This window comes from Flavobacterium panacis (assembly GCF_024649945.1).
Taxonomy (GTDB): Bacteria; Bacteroidota; Bacteroidia; order Flavobacteriales; family Flavobacteriaceae; genus Flavobacterium; species Flavobacterium panacis.
Genome location: NZ_JANKMS010000001.1, coordinates 459,114 through 479,382, shown reverse-complemented (window position 1 = coordinate 479,382; position 20,269 = coordinate 459,114). Strand labels below are relative to the sequence as shown.

The following is a 20,269-nucleotide window of genomic DNA, read 5'->3' as shown; positions in this document are numbered from 1 at the left end:
TGTTTTTTAAAAGCGCAGGAATGTTTTTCATTTCATCCCTGCGTTATTTTTAGTATTTAGTATCCTGAATTTTGTTTTAAGAAAGGATTCGAACGAATAGCCGTTTCCGGAATTGGATATAAAGCATCTGTAGAAGTCCAGATTTTATCCGTTAAAACAGAAAGAGTTGCGTCTATTTTACCAGTTCTTTTAAGGTCTAACCAACGGTGTCCGTTTTCTGCAAAGAATTCACGTTGTCTTTCCAAAGCAATTAAATCCAATAATTGGTTTGAATTCGTTAAAGTAGTATTGCCAAGTAGCGCTCTGTTTCGGATTACATTAATATCCTGCTGAGCTCCTGTAATATCATTAGATTGTACTCTGGCTTCGGCTCTTATTAGATATAATTCGGCTAATCTAAGTACTGTTGAGCGTTCGATAGGAGAGGCTCCAAATCTGTTTTTGTATTTCGTTGGTGCAACACCAGAAAGACTACCCTGCGTGCCCGTAACATTTCTGGTCCAGTTTGTTTTGCGGTCGTCATCTGTTTCAAATAACGTACTGCCGTTTCTTAATAAGAATGAGGCTGTGTTTGCATTTACAAAAACAGAAGATCCTTCATAACTATAGTTTACGTTGAAATAAGGAATTTGTAAAATAGCTTCATTATTATTTGAAATAAATGGACTATTAGTTGCTGATAATCCTGTTATCATGTTATAAGTTCCTGTTTCATTGATTACAGCAGTTGCATGACTAGCTGCATCGCTCCATTTTCCTAAATAAAGATTTACTCTAGCCAATAAAGTTTCAGAAGCCCATTTAGTAGCTCTAATTCTCTCATTTTTATAATTAGCATAACTTGTTGGAAGGTCTTGCGAAGCTTCTGTCAAATCCTTGATAATCTGTGTGTAAACAACCTCTTGAGTCGATTGTGGCAATAATGCTGATACATTTATATTAGTTGTCAGTACTAAAGGAACACTGCCCCAAATATTCGTTAGATAAAAATAAGAATAGGCTCTAAGGAATTTGGCTTCAGCTACCCATTGTCTGCTTTTGGCTGGAGTCAGTGAAGTACTTTTACTAATTCCTTCGATAACATTGTTTGCATTGTAGACGGTTTTGTACAATTCTGTCCACATACTGCTCATTGTTCCGTCAGTTTCAATAAGTTCATTAGTATTAGCGGTATTGGTTAAACCACTCGCTAGTATCAGTTCATCTGAAGTCTGTCCAAGAATACTATGAACTTGATTGTAGAAAAAGCCCGCCACCATACTTTGGTAAATTCCATTTACAGCCGCTTCTGTTGTAGCATCTGAAGCATAAACCGTTTCTGATGATAACTGGTTGCTCGGAAGATCGACTTCCAAAGCGCTGTCACAGCTTGTTAATCCCAGTAAAATTGAAAACGAAAATACAGCGATATATTTAGTTGAAATATTTTTCATGATTTTTTAGATTTAAAATGTAAACTGAGTTCCAAGTGTGATTGTACGTAATGGAGGCAGAGCCAAACCTTGTGTTTCCGGATCTAGTCCTTTGTAGCTAGTTATGGTAAATATATTTTGTCCTTGAAGAGAAAGACGTACAGCTTGTAAATATCTTTTGGTAGCTTCACTTAACGGAATTTGATAAGAAGCACTTACATTTTTTAGTTTGATATACGAAGCATCTGTAATAACAGCATTTGAGCCGATATAGTTAAAATAGCTGTTTTGGTAACCTGAGCTTAAAACATTTCCTTTTGCTAAATAATCATTGAATTCATCCACCTGAAAATTAACAGTTCCGTAAGGATATCCAGGCTGCGTTCCTGTAGATGCCATCAATGTTGTTCCCTCTTGTTTTACGAATTGAAATAAAAAGTCAAGAGTAAAAGCTTTGTAACTTATAGTATTAGAGATTCCTCCATAATATTTAGGATTATTTGGACCATAATATTTTCTATCTCCTCTGCCGGTTTCTGCAAATCCACTAGAGATTCTTCCGTCTCCATTTGCATCTTCAAATTGAGCGATTCCGTTTGCATCAACACCTGTGAAATTATATAAAAAGCGAGATCCCAAAGGTTTTCCTACTACGTATTGAGAGTAATAACTGGTATTTTCTATTCCAGGAAAAGCAACCAGTTTATTAGAGTTAGTTGAAATATTAAAAGAAGTTGACCAAGTAAAATTTTGATTACGAATGTTAACAGTTCCTAAAGTAAATTCCCATCCTTTATTTTCAACTTCTGCAGGTAAATTTGCTGTATAAGTGGTAAATCCAGCTTGTGGACTTAATGTATAACCAACCAATTGGTTGCTTGAAGTATTTCTATAATAAGCAGCAGTGAAAGAAACACGGTCGTTATTAAAACTTAAATCCAAAGCAGCTTCAAACTTTTTTGTTAATCCCCATTTAATATTAGGATTCGCAATTCTGGAAGCCATCATAGAAGGATTTCCATTTCCGTAAGTACGAGTGTCAAAGGTGTCAGCATATTGGTATTCTCCAATATCGTCGCTTCCAATTTCTCCATAACTGGAACGAATTTTTCCAAAACTTAGTACTGGAACATGCTTCATGAAGTTTTCCTGAGTAAAAACCCAAGCACCACCAATAGAACCGAAGTTTCCAAAACGATTGTTAGCTCCAAAACGTGAAGAACCGTCTCTTCTAAAGTTAAGGTTTAAAATATATTTGTTCTCAATATTATAATTAAGTCTGCTGAAAATTGAAATGTATTTATATTCTGTCGTGCCGTTGTTTGCTGTAACATTTTCTGCAGTCGAAATATTACCAATTAAATTGTCAGAACTGTAACCGCTAGTATAAACATATGCAGGCATTTCTGATTTTCTGTTTTGCCATGAACCTCCAACAAGTGCTGTAAGATTCCCTTTCCATAATGCAGTAGTATAATTAAGTTGCGGCTCTACAGTAAAATTGTTTGTATTATTGGTTGAAGTAGTATAAGATCTTGAAAAATTTGAGTCATATCCGTTGGCTTCATCATATACATGATTGCTTGCAGATGAAGGCATGATTTGTTTCGTCTGCATCTGTGCTCTTCCATATCCTAAATCTGTTTTAAAAGAAAAACCTTTTGCAATTTCGTATTGAAGACTTAAACTTGTAATCAAGTTAAGTCCTTTATCATCAACTCTTTTTCCTAAAGCAGCAAGTGGGTTAATGTCACTAAAATAATCAGGAGACCAATAATAGCTGCCGTCTGCATTATATAAAGGACGATTAGGAGCTGTATTTATTGCATAAGTAGTGATATCAAAGAAAGGAAGTCTGTTATTATCAGTAGCAAAAATTACAGAAGCACCTATTTTTAATTTATTATCTAGCGTACTATGATTAACATTAAAATTGGTAGAGAATTTATCATAACTAAAATCTCCAGGAACAACTGTCGTTTCTTTATGATAAGCTCCACTTAATAGAAAATTGGTTGACTCATTTCCTCCTTTTAAGGAAGCTGAATAATTATTGAAATTAGCAGTGCCTCCAATTAATTTTTTCTGCCAGTTGGTATAGGCATTAGGATCCCAGTCAGTAAGAGCAAGTCCATTGCTAAAATTAGATGCTGTATCTCCATTGTTGTTTAATGCTGTCTGTAGCATATTAAGATAAGCTGGAGTATCTAATGTTTTGATCATATGAGCCACTTCAGAAACTCCAGAATTGGTAGTGATTGTAAATTCTGTTTTTCCAGATTTACCTTTTTTTGTGGTAATCAATACAACACCATTTGCTCCTCTTGAACCATAAATTGCAGTAGCATCGGCATCTTTCAGTATTTCAATACTTTGAATATCGTTCGGATTAATAATATTTAAAGGACTAGTTGATTTTTGAGCTCCTCTAATAACATTATCATCCTGAGCCTGTTGTTTAATATCGTCCCCGATATAAGGAACGCCATCTACAATATAAAGAGGTAAATTTTTCCCATCAATAAAATTTCTTCCTCGAATACTGATATTCATATCACTTCCTGCATATCCAGAAGTCTGCGTTACAAACACACCCGGAGTTCTTCCCTGAAGTGTTTGCAAAATATTGGTTACAGGCTGTTTTTCGATATCTTCTGCAGTAATTTTAACTACAGATCCAGTCGAAGTTCTTCTCGTTGTGGTTCCATACCCAATCACTACAATTTCATCCAGTTTAGCTAAGTCTGGCTGCATTTTTACAGTAACAGAAGTTTGATTTTCTACCACAACATCTTGTGTTTTATAGCCTAGATAGGAAAATCGCAAAGTATGTTTACCTGTAGCTAATTCAATATAAAAGTGTCCGTCAAAATCAGAAATACCTTGTCTGTTGCCTCCTACAAGCAATACAGTTACCCCCGGCAGAGGAAGACCATTTTCGTCAAGAATCTTACCATTTAGCATATAACTGGCTTCTTCTTTTTCGTTTTTTAAGGTGTTTTCTACAGTTTTTGGAGTTTCTTTTTTATAGATGACAACATTTTTGTCTACTTGTTTATAAACAAGATTACTTCCCTGAAATACACTATTTAAAATATCACTTACAGTTCGGCGTCCGCGAGGTGTGGTTACTTTTGGAAAATCTTTTATGATTTGCGGTTGATAAGCAAATAATAATCCCGTTCTATTTTCTATGGTTTTAAACAGCGTCTTGATATCTTGGTTATGAAGTTCAATATCAACAGATATAGACTCCAGATTCTGGCCGCTCATTTCGGTAGCAAAGATCATATGAGTACCGCAGGTCAGTAAGAAAATGTGGAATAAACTGATTCGCATAATCATAATAGTTTTTTTTGACAAATGAAAAAAAGATGAATTCTTTTCACTGTCAAACATGGTTGTTTTACAGCGTAATTTCATAAATTTGCTTGTTTTTTAATGGTTACTGGATTAATTGTTAAAAATCTTGGCCATCTGGTGTAGGAGCTGGATGGCTTTTTTAATTTGGTTTTTGGTTAATTGTTTTTCTTTTGTTTTAAAGGTTAATATTTCATTTTAAAAAGCATTCTAAGTAGGAGGTTAGTCTGCTTTTGTCTTTTCATTTTTACTCACAGCCTTTTCCATCAATTACGATAGAACCAGCTTTATTATATCGGTATTCTGTTTCAATAACACTACAGATTACTTTTAGAACATGATCTAAATCTTCTTCATTTAAGAAACTGGCTGTGATTCGACAGTTCTTAATCTTTTCATTGGCAACAAGAATAGAAACTTTATATTTTTGAGAAATTAAAGAAACCGCTTCGGCCATATTAACATCGTCTAAAATCAGGTAATTACTTTTCCATTCTGTTACTACAGCGGCGCTAACTGTATTTTGTTGAAAGTTCAAAGTAGTTTTATCCACTTTAATCTGCTGGTTTGGAGTAATCACACCATATACTTTTTCGGTATCTCCAACCTGAACTTTACCACGTGCCACTGTAACTTCGATATTGTTGGATGAATTTTGAGCATTGATATTAAAAGCCGTTCCTAAAACTTTAGTTTGTACTTTGCCTGTATGCACAATAAAAGGTTTTTCTTTATTATGCTTAATGTCAAAATAAGCTTCACCAACAAGAGTTACTTCACGAGTATTTTTGTCAAAAGAATCCTGATCGTATTTTAAACTACTATCATCGTTTAATAAAACAGTACTTCCATCAGGAAGATGTACTAATTGTTTTCCGCTAAAATCTACTAAAGTGCTTGCTACAACAACATCTTGTTTAACTTCTGGAGTTGTAAAAGACGGTTTTTGTTGAAAGAACATTGAATTTCCAACTGCAATAAGAACTGCAACACTTGCAGCAACTAAAACAGTTTGCAGAATTCTTTTTCTGTTTCTTTTCTTCGGATTTAAAGGCAGAACTTTAGTTTCAGTTGATGGTTTAGATAAAATGTATTGAAGAATATCATCTCCTTGTTTTTTATCCATTATTTCAGTAACATCATCTTTTTCCAACAGATTCTGAATTTTTTCTTTTAGAAAATCATCATATGCACCCTGCTGAATTATTTCCATCATTTGCAGCTGTTCTGCTTCAGATAATTTATTCTGCAGGTAGCTTTCAAATAATTCTTCGAACTTTTTTTGCGACATTTTTTCGTAGATTAGATTAGTACTTTTTTGGTTAATGATAGATTTTGGTTTTTTTTCTTTTTTTCAGTCCTTCTAATTTTTTTAGGGTAAAGCCAAGTTTATATTGGCCTTTTTATATAAAGACCATTTAAAAAAGTGGAGGGAGTAGTCGAAAGTGAAAAAAATGTAAAAAAAATGTAAAAAAAAGTGAATTGAGGTTTTTTTGAAAGAAAAACCTTTAGACTATAATTTGAAAAATAGAAGAAGCGACATAAATATATTCATGTAGGGAGAAATCTTTGTACGTATAAATTTTAAAGCCTGAGCCATGTGTTTTTTTACAGTCTCTGTAGAAATTCCTAAATCTTCGCCAATTTTCTGATGGCTTAAACCATCTCTTTTAGCCATTTGATACACTTTTTGCTGCTGTGGCGGAAGTTGTTCTACGATCTGATTTAAGATCGTATTGTATTGCTCGTCTTTAATGGTAATATCTGTATCGTTTAAACCCGTTTCTTTTAAATTGATTTCAGATATAATAGAAGTTTCGCGAGCAATTTTTTTGATTGAGTTGAATAAGTGATTTCGAGAAATAATGAAGATATAGTTCTCAAAGTTAGCTATTTCGGATAAGTTTTCACGATTCTGCCAGATTTTTAAAAAGATATCTTGAACAGCTTCTTCAGCTAAAATTTTTGATTTAGTGATCTTTAATGCAGTAGAATAAACAATGTTTTTGTACTTGTTGTAGATAGTTGTAAATGCAAGCTCGCTTCCCTGAGATAATTCAAGAAGAAGTTTTTGTTCTGTGGTATTAGAATTTTGAGACATGCTTGCTGGTAACAATCTATTCAGCAATATTATTTATTTTTTTTTAATTGAAGATTATTTATCGTAAACATGCCCATAAAAATATTGTTTTAATAGTATATGATTAAAATAATAAATTATTGTAAAAATAAATGACAGTGTTTTGAATAAGATTCAATATTGTGTAATCTTGATGATTGATATATTGTAAGTTAAGTCTTGTTTTAATTCATAATTAAACAGATTGTAAATTAAAATTCGATTCTTTTTTGAAGTATATTTATAAAAGATATAGATTTGTCCTTTTTTCAAGCCCTTCTTTTTTATAGGAAAATATTCAATCTATAAATTCAATATTTTTAAATTATGAAAAGGAAGTTATTTTTATTATTCAGCCTAAGCTGTAATTTGATTTTCTCACAATCCGCAAAGAAGCCTTTGGTAACAGCAATTACTTTAAAGGATCTTAAAACGGATATGTACCAAATGGCGGGTGATCATTTTAATGGTCGTGAAGCCGGAACTCTAGATGAATTAAAAGTCTCTGTATGGCTGGCAGAAAAAGCCAAACAAGCCGGAATGTCGCCTGCAGGTGATGATGGTACTTTTTTTCAGTTTTTTGACTTATACAGACATCAGGTTAGCAATAATTCCAAATTTAAAATCGGACAAAAAGAGTTTAAATTATGGAATGATGTTTTAATAGCTGAAACAACCAACAATAAAGTTGATGCGCCTTTACTTTTTATAGGAAATGCTTCTGCAGAAGAAATCAGAAAAATGGATGTAAAAGGAAAAGCGGTTATTGTCATTGCTTCTAAAGAAGGAATTACAGATAATATCTCCCTTTTTGAAAGACGTTATCCAGGATTTGTGAAGCAAAAATATTATGAAGATTTAGCCTATCGCGGTGCGTCAGCGCTTATCATTGTTGCTGATGAATGGGGAGAAAAAAGCTGGTCTGAAGTAGAACCGCAAATGAAACGCGGAGTTTACGGTATTGAAGGCTATCGTGATAAAATGCCTGTTCCGCCTAGAATGCCTGCTTTTTGGGTTCATAATGATCAGTTAGAATTTCTAAAAAATACCAAAGAACATTTAGTTGCCGAAGTAGTTTCTGAAACTTATAAATATCCTTCAGTTAATGTTGTTGGAAAAGTAGAAGGTACAGATCCAAAATTGAAGAAGGAATATGTTCTTTTTAGCGGACATCAGGATCATGATGGTGTGAGACAAAAATACGGACAAGATTCGATTTACAATGGAGCAGATGATAATGCGAGTACCTGTGTAGCAATGTTGGCTATTGCCAGAGCTTTTAAAAAACAACCTGGGAAAAGATCTGTATTATTTGTATTTCACGGTTCAGAAGAGCGTGGATTATTGGGGTCAAGCTGGTATGCATCAAATCCGACAGTTCCTGAAAAAGATATAATCGCCGTTTTGAATGGTGATATGATAGGAAGAAATGATGTAAATCAAGCGGCATTGTTGGGTTCAACAGATCCACATCAAAATTCTCCTGATTTGGTAAGTGCTGCCAAAAAAGCCAATGACGAAGGGCCAAAATTTGAATTGGATAAACTTTGGGACAGACCAGAACATCCTGAGTTTTTCTATTTTAGATCAGATCATTTGCCTTATGCTCAAAAAAATATTCCAGCTGTATTTTTTACAAGCGTACTGCACAGTCAATATCATACTCCGATGGATGAGTCAGAAAACATTGATTTTGCAAAATTGTATAAAATGACAGAATGGATGTATCGAACAGGCTGGATTTTAACGAATGACATAAAACGTCCAGTAGTAGTGCCTCAAAAGAGAGGTTTTTGATTTATATTAATTTTACATTCTGCTGTAGATTTTTCAGAATTTCTTAAATTTTTCAGGAAGATTTTGTCTGTTTACAGCAGAAAGTAAATCAGTATAATTAGATTTGCAATAGATTGAATTACTGTTTCAATTCATATTTGGTATTTTACCATTCTAACAAAATTAATCAACGCTACCATTTTGATAATCTGCTAAAAATTCGGAAGTAGTCATACCAGTTTGTGTTTTGAAAAAACGCATCAAATGACTTGGCTCTGAAAAGTGTAACTCATTTGCGATTTCAGATACATTTTTTTCAGAATGAATGAGGTAGTTTTTTATCTCAAATAAAAGTCTTTGTTTTAGAAAATCAACCAAAAACAAGAATAGTACATTATAGTTTTTTTATTGAAAATTAAAACGCAAGATAGATTTTAATCTGTCATTTTTCAGTAAAAAAATAACGCCCAAAACACTGGTTGACATTATGAGTATATTAAACATGAAATTTGCTGGAGAAAGTTCATGCAACACCATTGGAAGTAGGGCTATAGCATACGCCGGAGGAAGTCTAAATTTTATCATTCGAAGTAATCCAGAAATCATTAATATAGCAATAAAGGCGGCTAATACTTTATTTTCAATAAATAGCAAAATAATAGATCCGATAAGTCCTGCTGTAGTTAAAGTGAAAATCTGTTTGGACAATATTTTGAAACTGTATTTCTTTTTAAGCACTGATTCCAGAGCAACTACAATAACTGGTGGTATTGCAGCCATTCCAAGCTGATTGGTGCTGATACAAAAGTAAAACCAGAGGCTTACGATCATTAAAAAGAGAATGATTTCTATCTTTTTTTCTTTGAAATTGTGATGTTCTGTGGTTTCGCTAATTTGTTTTTTTGATACTGATATGCTCAAAGCGAGTAGTAAGGTAAACAAAATGATAGAGGCTAGAAAAAGCCATGTATGACAGTTGGTTATAATAGGGAGCAGGCCTGTTGCAAGCGCAGGAGGCAGGATATTTTTAAAAAGAAACATGATTGTTAATACTGCTCCAACGCAAAATACCAGTTTTAGAGAAATAGGAATGGGGAGGATGTTTATAAAAAATCCAATAAATGCTGTTGCAGCGGGCAAAACAAATAAATCCCAAGGTTTAGATCTCCATTCTTGAAGATTATAGAAGAAGCAACCAATCGAGAGAGCAGCCAATTCAGGTAGGATGATTTCTTTATCTTTAAAAAATTCTGCTGTGAGAACCATTAAAAGTATTAAGATTAGTCCTTTTATGTAACTCAATGCTGAGGAACGATTTTCGAGAGTTATTTTCTTTAGAAAAAATGAATTCATTATAAAAGTTTTTAACGACTGTCAATTAATGGTTTAAAGAGTTTTTTTCTTTGATTCTAGTATCTTTTTTGCAGCATTTGATGCCATAATAAATCCACCTGCAAGCATGATAAGGTCTTTTAAAACAAGACGTCCAGCTCCTGAAAGATATGGAAAACCAGTTTGTGGTGCAGGATAATCTCCTCCCAGATTCATAACAAAAACTTCTGGTGTAGTGATAAGGAATGAAAGAGTCACAAATGACATTAATAGCGTTAATAATCCTCCGGCGAGAGCAGCTTTAGGAAACCAGATGCCAATAAATACTAGGAGTCCGATGATTATGATAACAGTTCCTAGTGCGTATGAAAAGGTATAAGTTCCGTTTTCACGATGCCATTCGATATTAGACTTGACCACCATTCCTTCAGGGTTTTTATGTTTTTGGTATTCAGGACTTTCTTTAGAGTAGAAAAAACTCATTGCAGGACTGTTGGCAACGAAAGGTACAATTCCGTCTGCTTCATATGGAAAGGCTTTTAAACCTCCGATCCAAAACATAACCACTGCAATTGCAATATGCATTGTATATATTGAAAATTTTTTACTTTCGGCCAGATAATATACTATTTTGCTCATAATTATTTTTTTTATAAAGCAAAACTACAATGATCATAAAGCAAAAGAAATGGACATTATAGGGAATTACGTGTACTATTTTGCCGCAATCGAAATTCCAGTGTTGCTTCTAAAATCTGAAGGAGAAATCCCCACATATTTTTTAAAAAACCTGCTGAAGTAATGTTCGTCTTCAAAATGAAGATTTGCCGCTATTTCTTTAATAGACATATGAGTTAAATGCAGTAATTTTTTAGATTCTAATATAACTCTGTCATATATAAAGCCAGAAGGTGATTTACCTAACTGTGATTTTATTTTTTTACTGAAACTCTCAGGAGTCAAATTAAACTGATTCGCATAAAACTGAACAGATCTTTGGGTCAAAAAGTTTTCTTCTAGAAGTTGCTGAAATTTCAGCCCTTCGTTCATTTTGACACTATTTTCATTTTGAGATGAAATAAGATGCTTTTTAGCTTTACTGGATAAAGCCAAAATTACCTGTAGATAAGCCTTAATGACAGATTCTGAGAAATCGGAATTCTTTACTGTAAGTTCGGAGCCAATCTTATTTAAAATTTCTTCAATTTCAAGAAAAGTTTCTTTGCCCAATTCAACAAATGGTTGCAAGTAAATGTTATTAAAAAGAAGTCCGTTGCAGGCAACTTCTTTTTTATGATATTCAATGCAATAAAAGTCGCCATGGAATTGAAGACGTATCATTTTTTCTGAGCTTTTGTCATTCCATTTAACATGTTGGTATGGACTTAAAAACAAAATAGAATACTCAGGAGATTTGAACTTTCTAAAATCAATTTCATATGAAGAATTCCGGTGTAAGAGCAAAATCTGATAATTAGTACAGACATTTAGCTTGTTGATCTGTTTGGATTCTATTGAGTCAAGTTTGATTTGCATGAGATGATATGGTAACGAATCCTTAAGGTGTGAATTAAAATGATAAATATGTGATTTGTATTAAAGATTATTTTGATGAATTTTCTACAGATTAAAAAATCACTTGGCATAAAATTAAATCATTATTTTTAAAACACTGGTACAACAATAATTATTTCGGTAGAATTTCAGTTGGATTATCAGAATTATATTCTAAGATAGAAAATTAAGAAATAGAATAAAGGAAGAGTATTTAGAGTTAGAAAAATGTCCAACCATAAGAAAGGCTAGTTTTGGTAATCAAAAAAAATGTTAAAATTCCATTATTTGCAAATTTGGAAAAGAAAAGTCAAGATTTGTGCTACTCAATTGTATTTCAACCCCGCTAAATTTGCAAGTATAAAAGGAACAATCCTTAATAATTGAAGTCTTCCAGATGAAGTTAGCTTATATTCTTTTTTTACAAATTTGTCTTTTAACTATCCCAAATAGTTATAGCAATACTATTGTAAATAAGGTAAATAACAATGTCGCGACAGAATCCTTTTTTGAGACTTCAACTCCTGATCACGCAATATTTGGAAAAGGACTATCAGAGTCCAATCCATTAAAATTTGTCTTATTAGAAAATACTTCTGAAACAGAAAAATGCAGCAGTTCTATGCCTGCATCTCCACTTCGTTTAAATGGCAAAAGCTTAAGAGACAACTGTTTTGTTTACACAGAAAGCGTAAAACTAACTACTCTGGGATTGGTGGAGCGTAATATTCCTCCTTTTCGCAACATGTCAAGAAATATCCTATTTCATAGTTTACAAATCCACTTTTAATTTCTTTAAACTGCTTAATTGAAGCTTAGCGCGTTTTATTCATGGTAAAAAATGTTTTTTATCTTGAGTGTAACACCGTGTAAATAGTTTTATAAGATACAGATGCATCTATTGACTATTCATTACATTTTGCAGTAAATAAGGCCTGAGTGCAAGCCTTTTCTATAAAATGCACTACAAACTTATCTAAATAGAATTCTATTTGGAAAGGGCAACTTTTGTCCATTCCTCAACCCATTTTTATTACATCTGAAACCTCATGATTGATCTTAGATTAGTTATGAAGCTTTCAATGCTATCTGTTATTTTTTAACTAAAATATTTTATTATGCATTTAACACCAAGAGAAATTGAAAAGCTAATGCTGCATACAGCTGGCGAACTAGCTCAAAAGAGAAAAGCCCGTGGCTTAAAACTAAATTATCCTGAAACCATTGCACTAATCAGCAGTGAATTGATGGAGCGTGCACGAGACGGTAAGTCAGTTGCCGAATTAATGCAATATGGAGCAACCTTGCTTCGAAAAGAAGATGTGATGGACGGTGTTGCGGAAATGATTCATGATATTCAGATTGAAGCTACATTTCCAGACGGTACTAAACTAGTAACTGTGCACAACCCTGTGCGATAAACCTAAAAAGACAAACAATGATTCCAGGAGAAATTATATTAAAAGATAGTACTATTATCTGTAATGATAGCCGTGAAACGTTAACCATTAAAGTTACCAATACCGGAGACAGACCAATTCAAGTTGGTTCCCATTTTCACTTTTTTGAAGTGAACAGAATGATGTCTTTTGACAGAGAAAAAGCATTCGGAATGCGATTAAATATTATTGCCAGTACAGCAGTGAGATTTGAACCAGGAGAAGAGAAAGAAGTTGAGTTGACTCAATTTGGAGGAAATCAAAAAATCTACGGACACAACAATTTAGTAGATGGAGATTTGTCTCCGCATAATAAAGCTCTTGCCTTAGAACGCTTAGAAGAAGGGAAATTTAAAAATGTGAAATCATGAGTTTAGAAGTAACTAGAAAAAATTATACAAGTATTTTTGGTCCAACAGTTGGAGATCAAATACGTTTAGGAGATACAGAGATTATTATCGAAATTGAAAAAGATTTCTGTTCTTATGGAGATGAAGCAAAGTTTGGTGGTGGAAAAACAGTTAGAGATGGTATGTGCCAATCTTCGACAGCTTTACGTGAGGGTGGTGTTCTTGATTTTGTAATTACTGGTGCTACAATTATTGACCACTGGGGAATTGTAAAAGGTGATATCGGTATCAAAGATGGTAAAATCGTGGGTGTTGGTAGAGCAGGAAATCCAGATACGATGGACAATATTACCCCAAATATGATCATTGGAGCTTCGACAGAAGTTCATGGGGGACATGGGTATATTGTTACAGCTGGAGGAATCGATACGCATATTCACTTTATCAGCCCGACTCAAATAGAAACGGCTTTGTATAGCGGCGTTACGACTATGATCGGTGGTGGAACTGGTCCTGCTGACGGAACAAATGCGACAACTGTTACTCCAGGACAACACAACATTAAAAGAATGTTACAGGCAGCAGAAGCATTTCCTGTAAATGTTGGTTTCTTCGGAAAAGGAAATGTAGCTACAGAAACTCCAATTGAAGAACAAATTGAAGCAGGAGCATTAGGAGTAAAAATCCATGAAGATTGGGGAGCAACTCCAGCCGTGATTGATGCTTCTTTAAAAGTGGCAGACAAATATGATGTGCAAGTAGCGATTCATACGGATACGCTTAACGAAGGAGGATTTCTTGAAGATACTATGAATGCTATTGCGGGACGTGTTATTCATACCTTCCATACAGAAGGTGCTGGTGGAGGTCACGCGCCAGATATTATCAAGGCTGCCATGTATCCTAATGTCTTGCCAGCGTCTACAAATCCAACAAGACCTTACACAACAAATACAATCGATGAGCATTTGGATATGTTGATGGTTTGTCATCACTTAAGCCCAAAAATTCCAGAAGATGTAGCTTTTGCTGATTCACGTATTCGTCCAGAGACAATTGCCGCAGAAGATGTGCTTCAAGATATGGGCGTTTTCAGTATCATGAGTTCTGATTCACAGGCTATGGGTCGTGTAGGAGAGGTAATTACTCGTACATGGCAGACAGCTGATAAGATGAAGAAACAAAAAGGATATCTGGCTGAAGATGCTGAAAACAAAAATGATAACTATCGTGCAAAAAGATATGTTTCTAAATATACGATCAATCCCGCAATCGCGCACGGAATTTCTAATTATGTTGGATCAATAGAAGCAGGCAAAATTGCTGACTTGGTAATTTGGAAACCTTCATTATTTGGAGTAAAACCAGAAATTATCGTAAAAGGAGGTTTTATTGCTGCAAGCAAAATGGGGGACGCTAATGCTTCTATTCCAACACCTCAGCCTATTATTATGCGTAACATGTTTGGTACTTATGGTAAAGCATTAACTAAAACGGTGTTCACCTTTGTATCTCAGGCAGGTATTGATAATAATATTGCTGAAAAATACGGTTTAGAAAAGAAACTATTAGCGGTTTCAAATTGCAGAAATATTGGAAAAGCAGATATGGTTCACAACAATGCAACTCCAGAAATAATGGTAAATGCTGAAAACTATACTGTGACAATTGATGGAGAGAAAATCACCTGCGAACCGGTGGATAAACTTCCATTAGCACAGTTATACTATCTATTTTAATTAATAAAAATTCTTTTTCTCGCTGCGACAACTTGTTTTGTTGCAGTGAGATAGGAATGAAAACATCAATAAGAAGTTTATGAAGACTTGGAAAATTAATTTGGGATTAGTTCTGCTTTTGGTATGTATCTCTTTAACAACGGTTCAGGCACAGAAAGGATCTTTAATGCTTTACGGTTCTTTAACTTATAAAGACAATAATAATACGGGAAGTACTTTTGCTGCAAACCCAATCGGAGTGGGATATTTTTTTAATGATCACGTCGTAGCAGGGATGAATTTTGCTTTTGACCAAGAGAAAAACGCTGCAGGAAATCTTACCGATTCTAAACACGAAATTGGTCCGTTTTACAGTGATTCTTGGAATATTGGAGACCACTTTGCCATCATCGCACAGGCAGACGCACATTATGTATGGGGAAATACGCTTATGAATACTCCTGGATCTTATAGTTACAATGGCTATCTAGGAAGAATTTATCCAATTGTTGCTGTATTGCTTGGACACGGATGGGCATTAAAAGCGAAGTTCTGTGAATTATCTTATGAAAACACAACAGGGAATGATGTAAATAAAACGAGTAATCGAACATTTGTTGCCGGAATAAACGGATCAACATTCGGTTTAGGAGTTTCAAAAAACATCTCCCTTAAAAGAACGAAATAATGATTATACAACAAATAATAGGCAATACCAAAATACATTCAATTGAAGGTTTAGAGATTGATCTACTAGAAATTGAGTGGTTTGAAACTACTAAGAGAATTCAGCGCAAGCGAACAAATTCTGGGATAGAAATTGCAATTAAATTTATTCAAGAAGGACAGCGATTGAATCAGGATGATATTTTGTATCAAGATGAAAAAAAAGCTATTGTTGTGAATATTAAACCTTGTGAAGCAATCGTAATGATACCATCTTCTTTATTGGAGATGGGTACGATTTGCTATGAAATTGGAAACAAACATCTTCCATTGTTTATTCAGAATGATCAGATTATGATGCCTTTTGAAATGCCAATGTTTAGATGGTTGGAAGCTAGTGGTTATAAACCACAAAAACAGGAGATAAAACTTTTGCATTTGCTAAAATCGAATGTAGCGCCTCACGGTCACGGAAATTCATCGCTTTTCACAAAAATCCTAAATATGGCAGCATCAAATGACTAATATCGAAAACACTTATTTAGGAAGTTTGCTGCATTTGGCAGATCCCACTTTGCCGATTGGAGGATACACACACTCGAATGGATTGGAGACTTATGTGCAGGATGAAGCGGTAAATTCAGTTACTTCAGCAAAAGAATTTGTAACTAATATGTTAATGTATAACATCAAGTATAATGATGCATCTTTCTTAAAACTAGCTTATATAGCAGCAGAAAACAATGATTTAGAAACTATAATAAAACTAGATCAGGAATGTAGCGCTTTAAAGAGTCCACGAGAAATACGAGAAGCAAGTCAGAAACTGGGAATTCGATTAATCAAGATTTTTAGAAGACAAAAAGCTTTTGATCTCATAAGTGGTTATGAAAAAGCAATTGCCAATAAAGAAGCAACTGCACACTATTGTATCGCTTTTGGATTGTATGCACAGTTATTAGAAATTCCGTTAGATGAAGCCTTGTTTGCATTCTATTACAATGCCGCGATCGGAATGATTACCAATTCAGTAAAATTGGTGCCTCTCGGACAATTAGAGGGACAAGATGTTTTATTCGAATTACAACCGCTGATTAAAAAATTAGCAAAAGAAACCTTAACAATAGACAGAGAATTGGTTGGTCTTTGCAGCATCGCTTTTGATATTCGATGCATGCAGCACGAGAGACTTTATTCAAGATTATACATGTCGTAAAAAAAAACACAGAAAAAATACAAAGAGAAATGGAAACTAGAAAATATGTAAAAGTGGGAGTTGCAGGGCCTGTAGGTTCAGGAAAAACTGCATTATTAGAACGTTTAAGCAGAAAAATGCTGAACGACTATAATTTAGGCGTAATCACCAATGACATCTATACAAAAGAAGATGCCGAATTTATGGTGAAAAATAGTCTTTTGCCAAAAGAAAAAATCATTGGAGTAGAAACAGGAGGCTGTCCTCACACTGCAATTCGTGAAGATGCAAGTATGAATTTGGAAGCCGTTGACGAATTGGTTTCTCGTTTTCCGGATATCGAATTAATTCTAATTGAAAGCGGCGGCGATAACCTTTCAGCAACCTTTTCACCAGATTTAGCCGATGTAACGATTTTCGTAATTGACGTTGCCGAAGGAGAGAAAATCCCACGTAAAGGCGGACCTGGTATTACAAGATCTGATTTGCTTTTAATTAATAAAATTGACTTAGCGCCTTATGTTGGAGCAAGTTTAGAAGTGATGGAAAACGATGCAAGAAGAATGAGAAAAGGCGCACCGTTTGTATTCTCAAACCTCAGATCTACAGAAGGAATTGATGAAGTTATAGGCTGGATCAAGAAATACGCTTTACTTGAAGATATCGAAGAACCAAATTTAGTTCGTTAATCAAATGGTAAGTACCCTAAAAATAGAAATAGAAGAAAGGGATGGCGAATCATTTTTAAGAGATGCATACGTAACACAGCCCTTTAGGATTATGCCTGTGGGGCAGTATAAATCTGATGGAGCTTCGTATTTGATGATCATGAGTTCGTCGCCTGGAATTTTAAGCGGAGACGTTTATGATATTCAGGTGAATGTAAAAGAAAATGCTCGTTTGCAATTGCAGTCGCAATCCTATCAGCGATTGTTTAATATGGATGGGAGCGCTTCGCAGATCATGAATGTCAAAATGGAAAAAGGAACTTCATTTTCTTACGTACCTCATCCTGTGGTTCCTCATGAAGATTCTACTTTCAAAAGTCATAATAAGATCAACATCGAGGATGATTGTGATTTGACGATAAGCGAAATTATTACCTGTGGTCGTAAACATCACGGAGAAACTTTCAAATATGCTCATTTTCAGAATCTTTTGGAGGTTTATCATCATGACCGAATCATCTTAAAGGACAATGTCCTGTTAAGACCTGATATTATGCCTTTATTGGCTATGGGTTTGTTGGAAGGCTTTACGCATCAAGGAACTTTTGTGTATCTAAATACACGAAATGAGGATGTGAAGGAGCAAATCGAATTCTTTTTTACAGAATTGGAAGGATTAGAAAACGTAGCATTTGGAATCAGTGAATTAGAATCTAATGGTTTTGTCATTAGAATTCTAGGAAATGGAGGAGAGCAAATGTTTGATTTCTTCAGAAAAGTACAAGACGCGCTTTGGGAACAAAAAGTAGCAATACAAATTTAAACAAGCTTATGGATTCAAATTTAATAGCATTATCAATAACAGCAATTAGCATTAGCTTTTTTCATACGGCTTCAGGTCCTGATCATTATTTGCCTTTTATTGTTTTATCTCGATCTAGAAAATGGAGTTTGTCTAAAACCATTATGCTTACAATAGTTTGCGGTTTAGGGCATATTCTGAGTTCTGTAGTTTTAGGAATTATTGGAGTCTTTTTAGGATGGCAAATCAATAAAATAACTTTTTTTCAAGATTTTCGAGGCAATATTGCAAGTTGGGCATTGCTGTTATTTGGTGCAATTTACCTTATTTACGGCCTTTGGGCTGCTTACAAAAACAAAGCGCACAAACATTTTGACGTCATGGGAGAAGACGTATTTGTATATTCGCACAGACATGGTGAAGTGGTTATGCCCACGAATCGAGTAAAAGTAACGCCTTTGGTTTTGTTTGCCATTTTTGTGATGGGGCCAAGTGAACCATTAATTCCTTTGCTATTTTATTCAGGACTGAATCGTTCTGTTGCAGAAATTTCCACAATTATTGGTGTTTTTACATTAAGTACAGTTTTGACTATGCTTGGTATGGTGCTTTTGGGAGTGTATGGATATTCTTTTTTCAAAACAGAAAAACTTGAACGTTATACACCTGCAATCAGTGGAGCTGTAGTTTTAGCCTGTGGCTTCGGAATGGTCTTTCTGGGCTGGTAAATCAAATAATTTTCACTTTTAGAAATATATAAATGAAAAAAATAAAAACAATGGTTGAAACGGTGCTTAAAGGCATTGGTCAAATCATGCTTCAAGAAAGTGCTTGGACGGGTTTGTTCTTTTTAATAGCAATATGTTATGATTCCCTGCTTATGGGAGCTGGCGCTTTGATAAGTTGTATAGTGGCAACTACAACAGCTAGAATCTGCAAGTTCAGTGACGAAAATATAAAAGCTGGTTTGTACGGATTTAATGCTACATTAATCGGGGTGGGATTGGTTTTCTTCTTTGAAACCAGTCCGTTAGTATGGTTGTTAATTGTTTTAGGATCAATTTTAAGCACATTACTAATGGAGTTTTCTATTCGTAAAAAGATTCCGTTTTTCACCTTTACTTTTATTGTAATTACGGTAATTGCTGTTTTGAGTATTCAGCATTTTGAATTAGCAGTTGCAAGAATACCTGGAGCAAATGTAGAGATGCCCGAACTTGAAGATTTTGCAGTAGCAGCGCATGCCTATAGTGAAGTGATTTTTCAGGGAACTATTGCGGCAGGTCTGTTGTTTTTCATTGGGGTATTTCTCAATAACCCAACAGCAGCTTTATACGGATTCCTAGGGGCAATAATTGCGGCAGCAATTGCACATTTTGATCAGGATTCTGTAAAATTAATAGAGGATGGAATGTTTAGTTTCAACGCTGTTTTATGCGGAATTGCATGTAGTGGAACAAAACCAAGAGATGGATTATATGTATTGCTTTCAGTAGTGATAGCAACATATTTTGATATTTTTATGATGCATAATGGATGGATTACACTTACGTTTCCATTTGTTGTATCGATGTGGGTAATTGTTTTCCTAAAAAAAATAGTAGGTCGTTTTGAAAATAAAGCGCAAAAACAAGAGACATCTATTATAAAATAAAGCCCATCGGGTGAAAAATAAAATAAATTTCATTTAGCAAAAAAAATCAAAATTGATCTGCTGAAATCTTTTTAATCCCGATAGCTATCGGGAGCGTGAAATACTTTTAGTGTATCTATTTTTCACGCAGATCTATACAGATTAAAGCAGATTTAAAAAGATTTAATTAAGCTGATGAATAGAATTGAAAAATAATTATGCCTAATGGCAAAAAATAAATCGTA

At 34.2% G+C, this 20,269-nt stretch carries 20 protein-coding genes; 12 read left to right on the top strand and 8 right to left on the bottom strand.

Annotation, left to right across the window (positions count from 1 at the left end; genetic code table 11):
* Nucleotides 1-56 precede the first annotated feature (56 nt).
* The 4 genes from NQQ59_RS02185 to NQQ59_RS02170 all read right to left on the bottom strand — a co-directional run bounded on the left by NQQ59_RS02185 (nt 57) and on the right by NQQ59_RS02170 (nt 6,900).
* Nucleotides 57-1,433: a RagB/SusD family nutrient uptake outer membrane protein gene (locus NQQ59_RS02185; RefSeq protein ID WP_144213187.1), complete on the bottom strand. Its 1,377-nt coding sequence runs from the start codon at nt 1,431-1,433 to the stop codon at nt 57-59.
* Between the two features lie 12 nt (nt 1,434-1,445).
* Nucleotides 1,446-4,835, bottom strand: coding sequence for a SusC/RagA family TonB-linked outer membrane protein (locus tag NQQ59_RS02180; protein ID WP_144213186.1), 3,390 nt, complete (start codon nt 4,833-4,835; stop codon nt 1,446-1,448).
* Between the two features lie 184 nt (nt 4,836-5,019).
* The gene (locus NQQ59_RS02175) at nt 5,020-6,063 is read right to left on the bottom strand and encodes a FecR family protein (RefSeq protein ID WP_144213184.1); all 1,044 of its coding nucleotides are present in this window, start codon (nt 6,061-6,063) and stop codon (nt 5,020-5,022) included.
* A gap of 222 nt (nt 6,064-6,285) precedes the next feature.
* Complete coding sequence (locus NQQ59_RS02170; protein WP_144213182.1) at nt 6,286-6,900, bottom strand: RNA polymerase sigma factor; 615 nt, start codon at nt 6,898-6,900, stop codon at nt 6,286-6,288.
* A 318-nt stretch (nt 6,901-7,218) separates the two neighbouring features.
* Between NQQ59_RS02170 and NQQ59_RS02165 the strand changes: the two genes are divergently transcribed.
* On the top strand, nt 7,219-8,688 hold the full coding sequence (locus NQQ59_RS02165; RefSeq protein ID WP_144213180.1) for a M28 family metallopeptidase: 1,470 nt from the start codon (nt 7,219-7,221) through the stop codon (nt 8,686-8,688).
* A 162-nt stretch (nt 8,689-8,850) separates the two neighbouring features.
* Here NQQ59_RS02165 and NQQ59_RS02160 read toward each other — a convergent pair whose 3' ends face one another.
* From NQQ59_RS02160 to NQQ59_RS02145, 4 genes are all read right to left on the bottom strand, one after another.
* Nucleotides 8,851-9,045 (bottom strand): helix-turn-helix domain-containing protein, encoded by a 195-nt coding sequence (locus NQQ59_RS02160; protein ID WP_257698120.1) that lies wholly within the window; start codon nt 9,043-9,045, stop codon nt 8,851-8,853.
* Between the two features lie 27 nt (nt 9,046-9,072).
* Nucleotides 9,073-10,020 (bottom strand): HPP family protein, encoded by a 948-nt coding sequence (locus tag NQQ59_RS02155; RefSeq protein WP_144213178.1) that lies wholly within the window; start codon nt 10,018-10,020, stop codon nt 9,073-9,075.
* Between the two features lie 33 nt (nt 10,021-10,053).
* The gene (locus tag NQQ59_RS02150) at nt 10,054-10,638 is read right to left on the bottom strand and encodes a DUF417 family protein (RefSeq protein WP_144213175.1); all 585 of its coding nucleotides are present in this window, start codon (nt 10,636-10,638) and stop codon (nt 10,054-10,056) included.
* Nucleotides 10,639-10,713: 75 nt separating this feature from the next.
* The gene (locus NQQ59_RS02145; protein ID WP_257698119.1) at nt 10,714-11,340 is read right to left on the bottom strand and encodes a helix-turn-helix domain-containing protein; all 627 of its coding nucleotides are present in this window, start codon (nt 11,338-11,340) and stop codon (nt 10,714-10,716) included.
* A 610-nt stretch (nt 11,341-11,950) separates the two neighbouring features.
* On the opposite strand from NQQ59_RS02145, the gene NQQ59_RS02140 reads away from it, so the two are divergent.
* The 11 genes from NQQ59_RS02140 to NQQ59_RS02090 all read left to right on the top strand — a co-directional run bounded on the left by NQQ59_RS02140 (nt 11,951) and on the right by NQQ59_RS02090 (nt 20,045).
* Nucleotides 11,951-12,343, top strand: a complete 393-nt coding sequence (locus NQQ59_RS02140; RefSeq protein WP_144213171.1) for a hypothetical protein — start codon at nt 11,951-11,953, stop codon at nt 12,341-12,343.
* A gap of 328 nt (nt 12,344-12,671) precedes the next feature.
* Nucleotides 12,672-12,974, top strand: a complete 303-nt coding sequence (gene ureA / locus NQQ59_RS02135; protein WP_144213169.1) for an urease subunit gamma — start codon at nt 12,672-12,674, stop codon at nt 12,972-12,974.
* A gap of 17 nt (nt 12,975-12,991) precedes the next feature.
* Complete coding sequence (gene ureB / locus NQQ59_RS02130) at nt 12,992-13,363, top strand: urease subunit beta (RefSeq protein ID WP_144213167.1); 372 nt, start codon at nt 12,992-12,994, stop codon at nt 13,361-13,363.
* Nucleotides 13,360-15,081 carry an urease subunit alpha gene (ureC, locus tag NQQ59_RS02125; protein ID WP_144213165.1) on the top strand — a complete coding sequence of 574 codons (1,722 nt, stop codon included), beginning with the start codon at nt 13,360-13,362 and terminating at the stop codon, nt 15,079-15,081. The genes ureB and ureC overlap by 4 nt, the downstream gene beginning before the upstream one ends.
* Nucleotides 15,082-15,160: 79 nt before the next feature.
* Nucleotides 15,161-15,748 (top strand): hypothetical protein, encoded by a 588-nt coding sequence (locus NQQ59_RS02120; protein WP_144213163.1) that lies wholly within the window; start codon nt 15,161-15,163, stop codon nt 15,746-15,748.
* Nucleotides 15,748-16,251, top strand: a complete 504-nt coding sequence (ureE, locus tag NQQ59_RS02115; RefSeq protein WP_144213161.1) for an urease accessory protein UreE — start codon at nt 15,748-15,750, stop codon at nt 16,249-16,251. The genes NQQ59_RS02120 and ureE overlap by 1 nt, the downstream gene beginning before the upstream one ends.
* A 1-nt stretch (nt 16,252) precedes the next feature.
* Nucleotides 16,253-16,942, top strand: a complete 690-nt coding sequence (locus NQQ59_RS02110) for an urease accessory protein UreF (RefSeq protein ID WP_144219731.1) — start codon at nt 16,253-16,255, stop codon at nt 16,940-16,942.
* A gap of 29 nt (nt 16,943-16,971) precedes the next feature.
* Nucleotides 16,972-17,610, top strand: a complete 639-nt coding sequence (gene ureG, locus NQQ59_RS02105) for an urease accessory protein UreG (RefSeq protein ID WP_144213159.1) — start codon at nt 16,972-16,974, stop codon at nt 17,608-17,610.
* A gap of 4 nt (nt 17,611-17,614) precedes the next feature.
* A complete protein-coding gene (locus NQQ59_RS02100; RefSeq protein ID WP_144213157.1) occupies nt 17,615-18,412 on the top strand; it encodes an urease accessory protein UreD in 798 nt (265 codons plus the stop codon).
* Between the two features lie 8 nt (nt 18,413-18,420).
* Nucleotides 18,421-19,119 carry a hypothetical protein gene (locus NQQ59_RS02095; RefSeq protein ID WP_144213155.1) on the top strand — a complete coding sequence of 233 codons (699 nt, stop codon included), beginning with the start codon at nt 18,421-18,423 and terminating at the stop codon, nt 19,117-19,119.
* 32 nt (nt 19,120-19,151) lie between these two features.
* Entirely contained in the window at nt 19,152-20,045 is an 894-nt protein-coding gene (locus NQQ59_RS02090; RefSeq protein ID WP_144213153.1) for an urea transporter, read from the top strand.
* The last annotated feature ends 224 nt before the right edge of the window (nt 20,046-20,269 follow it).

Coding starts and splice junctions, on each gene's coding strand:
- ureE (WP_144213161.1), top strand. CDS start 15,748: ATGATTATACAACAAATAATAGGCAATACCAAAATACATTCAATTGAA.
- NQQ59_RS02100 (WP_144213157.1), top strand. CDS start 17,615: ATGGTAAGTACCCTAAAAATAGAAATAGAAGAAAGGGATGGCGAATCA.
- ureG (WP_144213159.1), top strand. CDS start 16,972: ATGGAAACTAGAAAATATGTAAAAGTGGGAGTTGCAGGGCCTGTAGGT.
- NQQ59_RS02175 (WP_144213184.1), bottom strand. CDS start 6,063: ATGTCGCAAAAAAAGTTCGAAGAATTATTTGAAAGCTACCTGCAGAAT.
- ureA (WP_144213169.1), top strand. CDS start 12,672: ATGCATTTAACACCAAGAGAAATTGAAAAGCTAATGCTGCATACAGCT.
- NQQ59_RS02145 (WP_257698119.1), bottom strand. CDS start 11,340: ATGATACGTCTTCAATTCCATGGCGACTTTTATTGCATTGAATATCAT.
- ureC (WP_144213165.1), top strand. CDS start 13,360: ATGAGTTTAGAAGTAACTAGAAAAAATTATACAAGTATTTTTGGTCCA.
- NQQ59_RS02095 (WP_144213155.1), top strand. CDS start 18,421: ATGGATTCAAATTTAATAGCATTATCAATAACAGCAATTAGCATTAGC.
- NQQ59_RS02180 (WP_144213186.1), bottom strand. CDS start 4,835: ATGAAATTACGCTGTAAAACAACCATGTTTGACAGTGAAAAGAATTCA.
- NQQ59_RS02185 (WP_144213187.1), bottom strand. CDS start 1,433: ATGAAAAATATTTCAACTAAATATATCGCTGTATTTTCGTTTTCAATT.
- ureB (WP_144213167.1), top strand. CDS start 12,992: ATGATTCCAGGAGAAATTATATTAAAAGATAGTACTATTATCTGTAAT.
- NQQ59_RS02165 (WP_144213180.1), top strand. CDS start 7,219: ATGAAAAGGAAGTTATTTTTATTATTCAGCCTAAGCTGTAATTTGATT.
- NQQ59_RS02140 (WP_144213171.1), top strand. CDS start 11,951: ATGAAGTTAGCTTATATTCTTTTTTTACAAATTTGTCTTTTAACTATC.
- NQQ59_RS02090 (WP_144213153.1), top strand. CDS start 19,152: ATGAAAAAAATAAAAACAATGGTTGAAACGGTGCTTAAAGGCATTGGT.
- NQQ59_RS02120 (WP_144213163.1), top strand. CDS start 15,161: ATGAAGACTTGGAAAATTAATTTGGGATTAGTTCTGCTTTTGGTATGT.
- NQQ59_RS02150 (WP_144213175.1), bottom strand. CDS start 10,638: ATGAGCAAAATAGTATATTATCTGGCCGAAAGTAAAAAATTTTCAATA.
- NQQ59_RS02155 (WP_144213178.1), bottom strand. CDS start 10,020: ATGAATTCATTTTTTCTAAAGAAAATAACTCTCGAAAATCGTTCCTCA.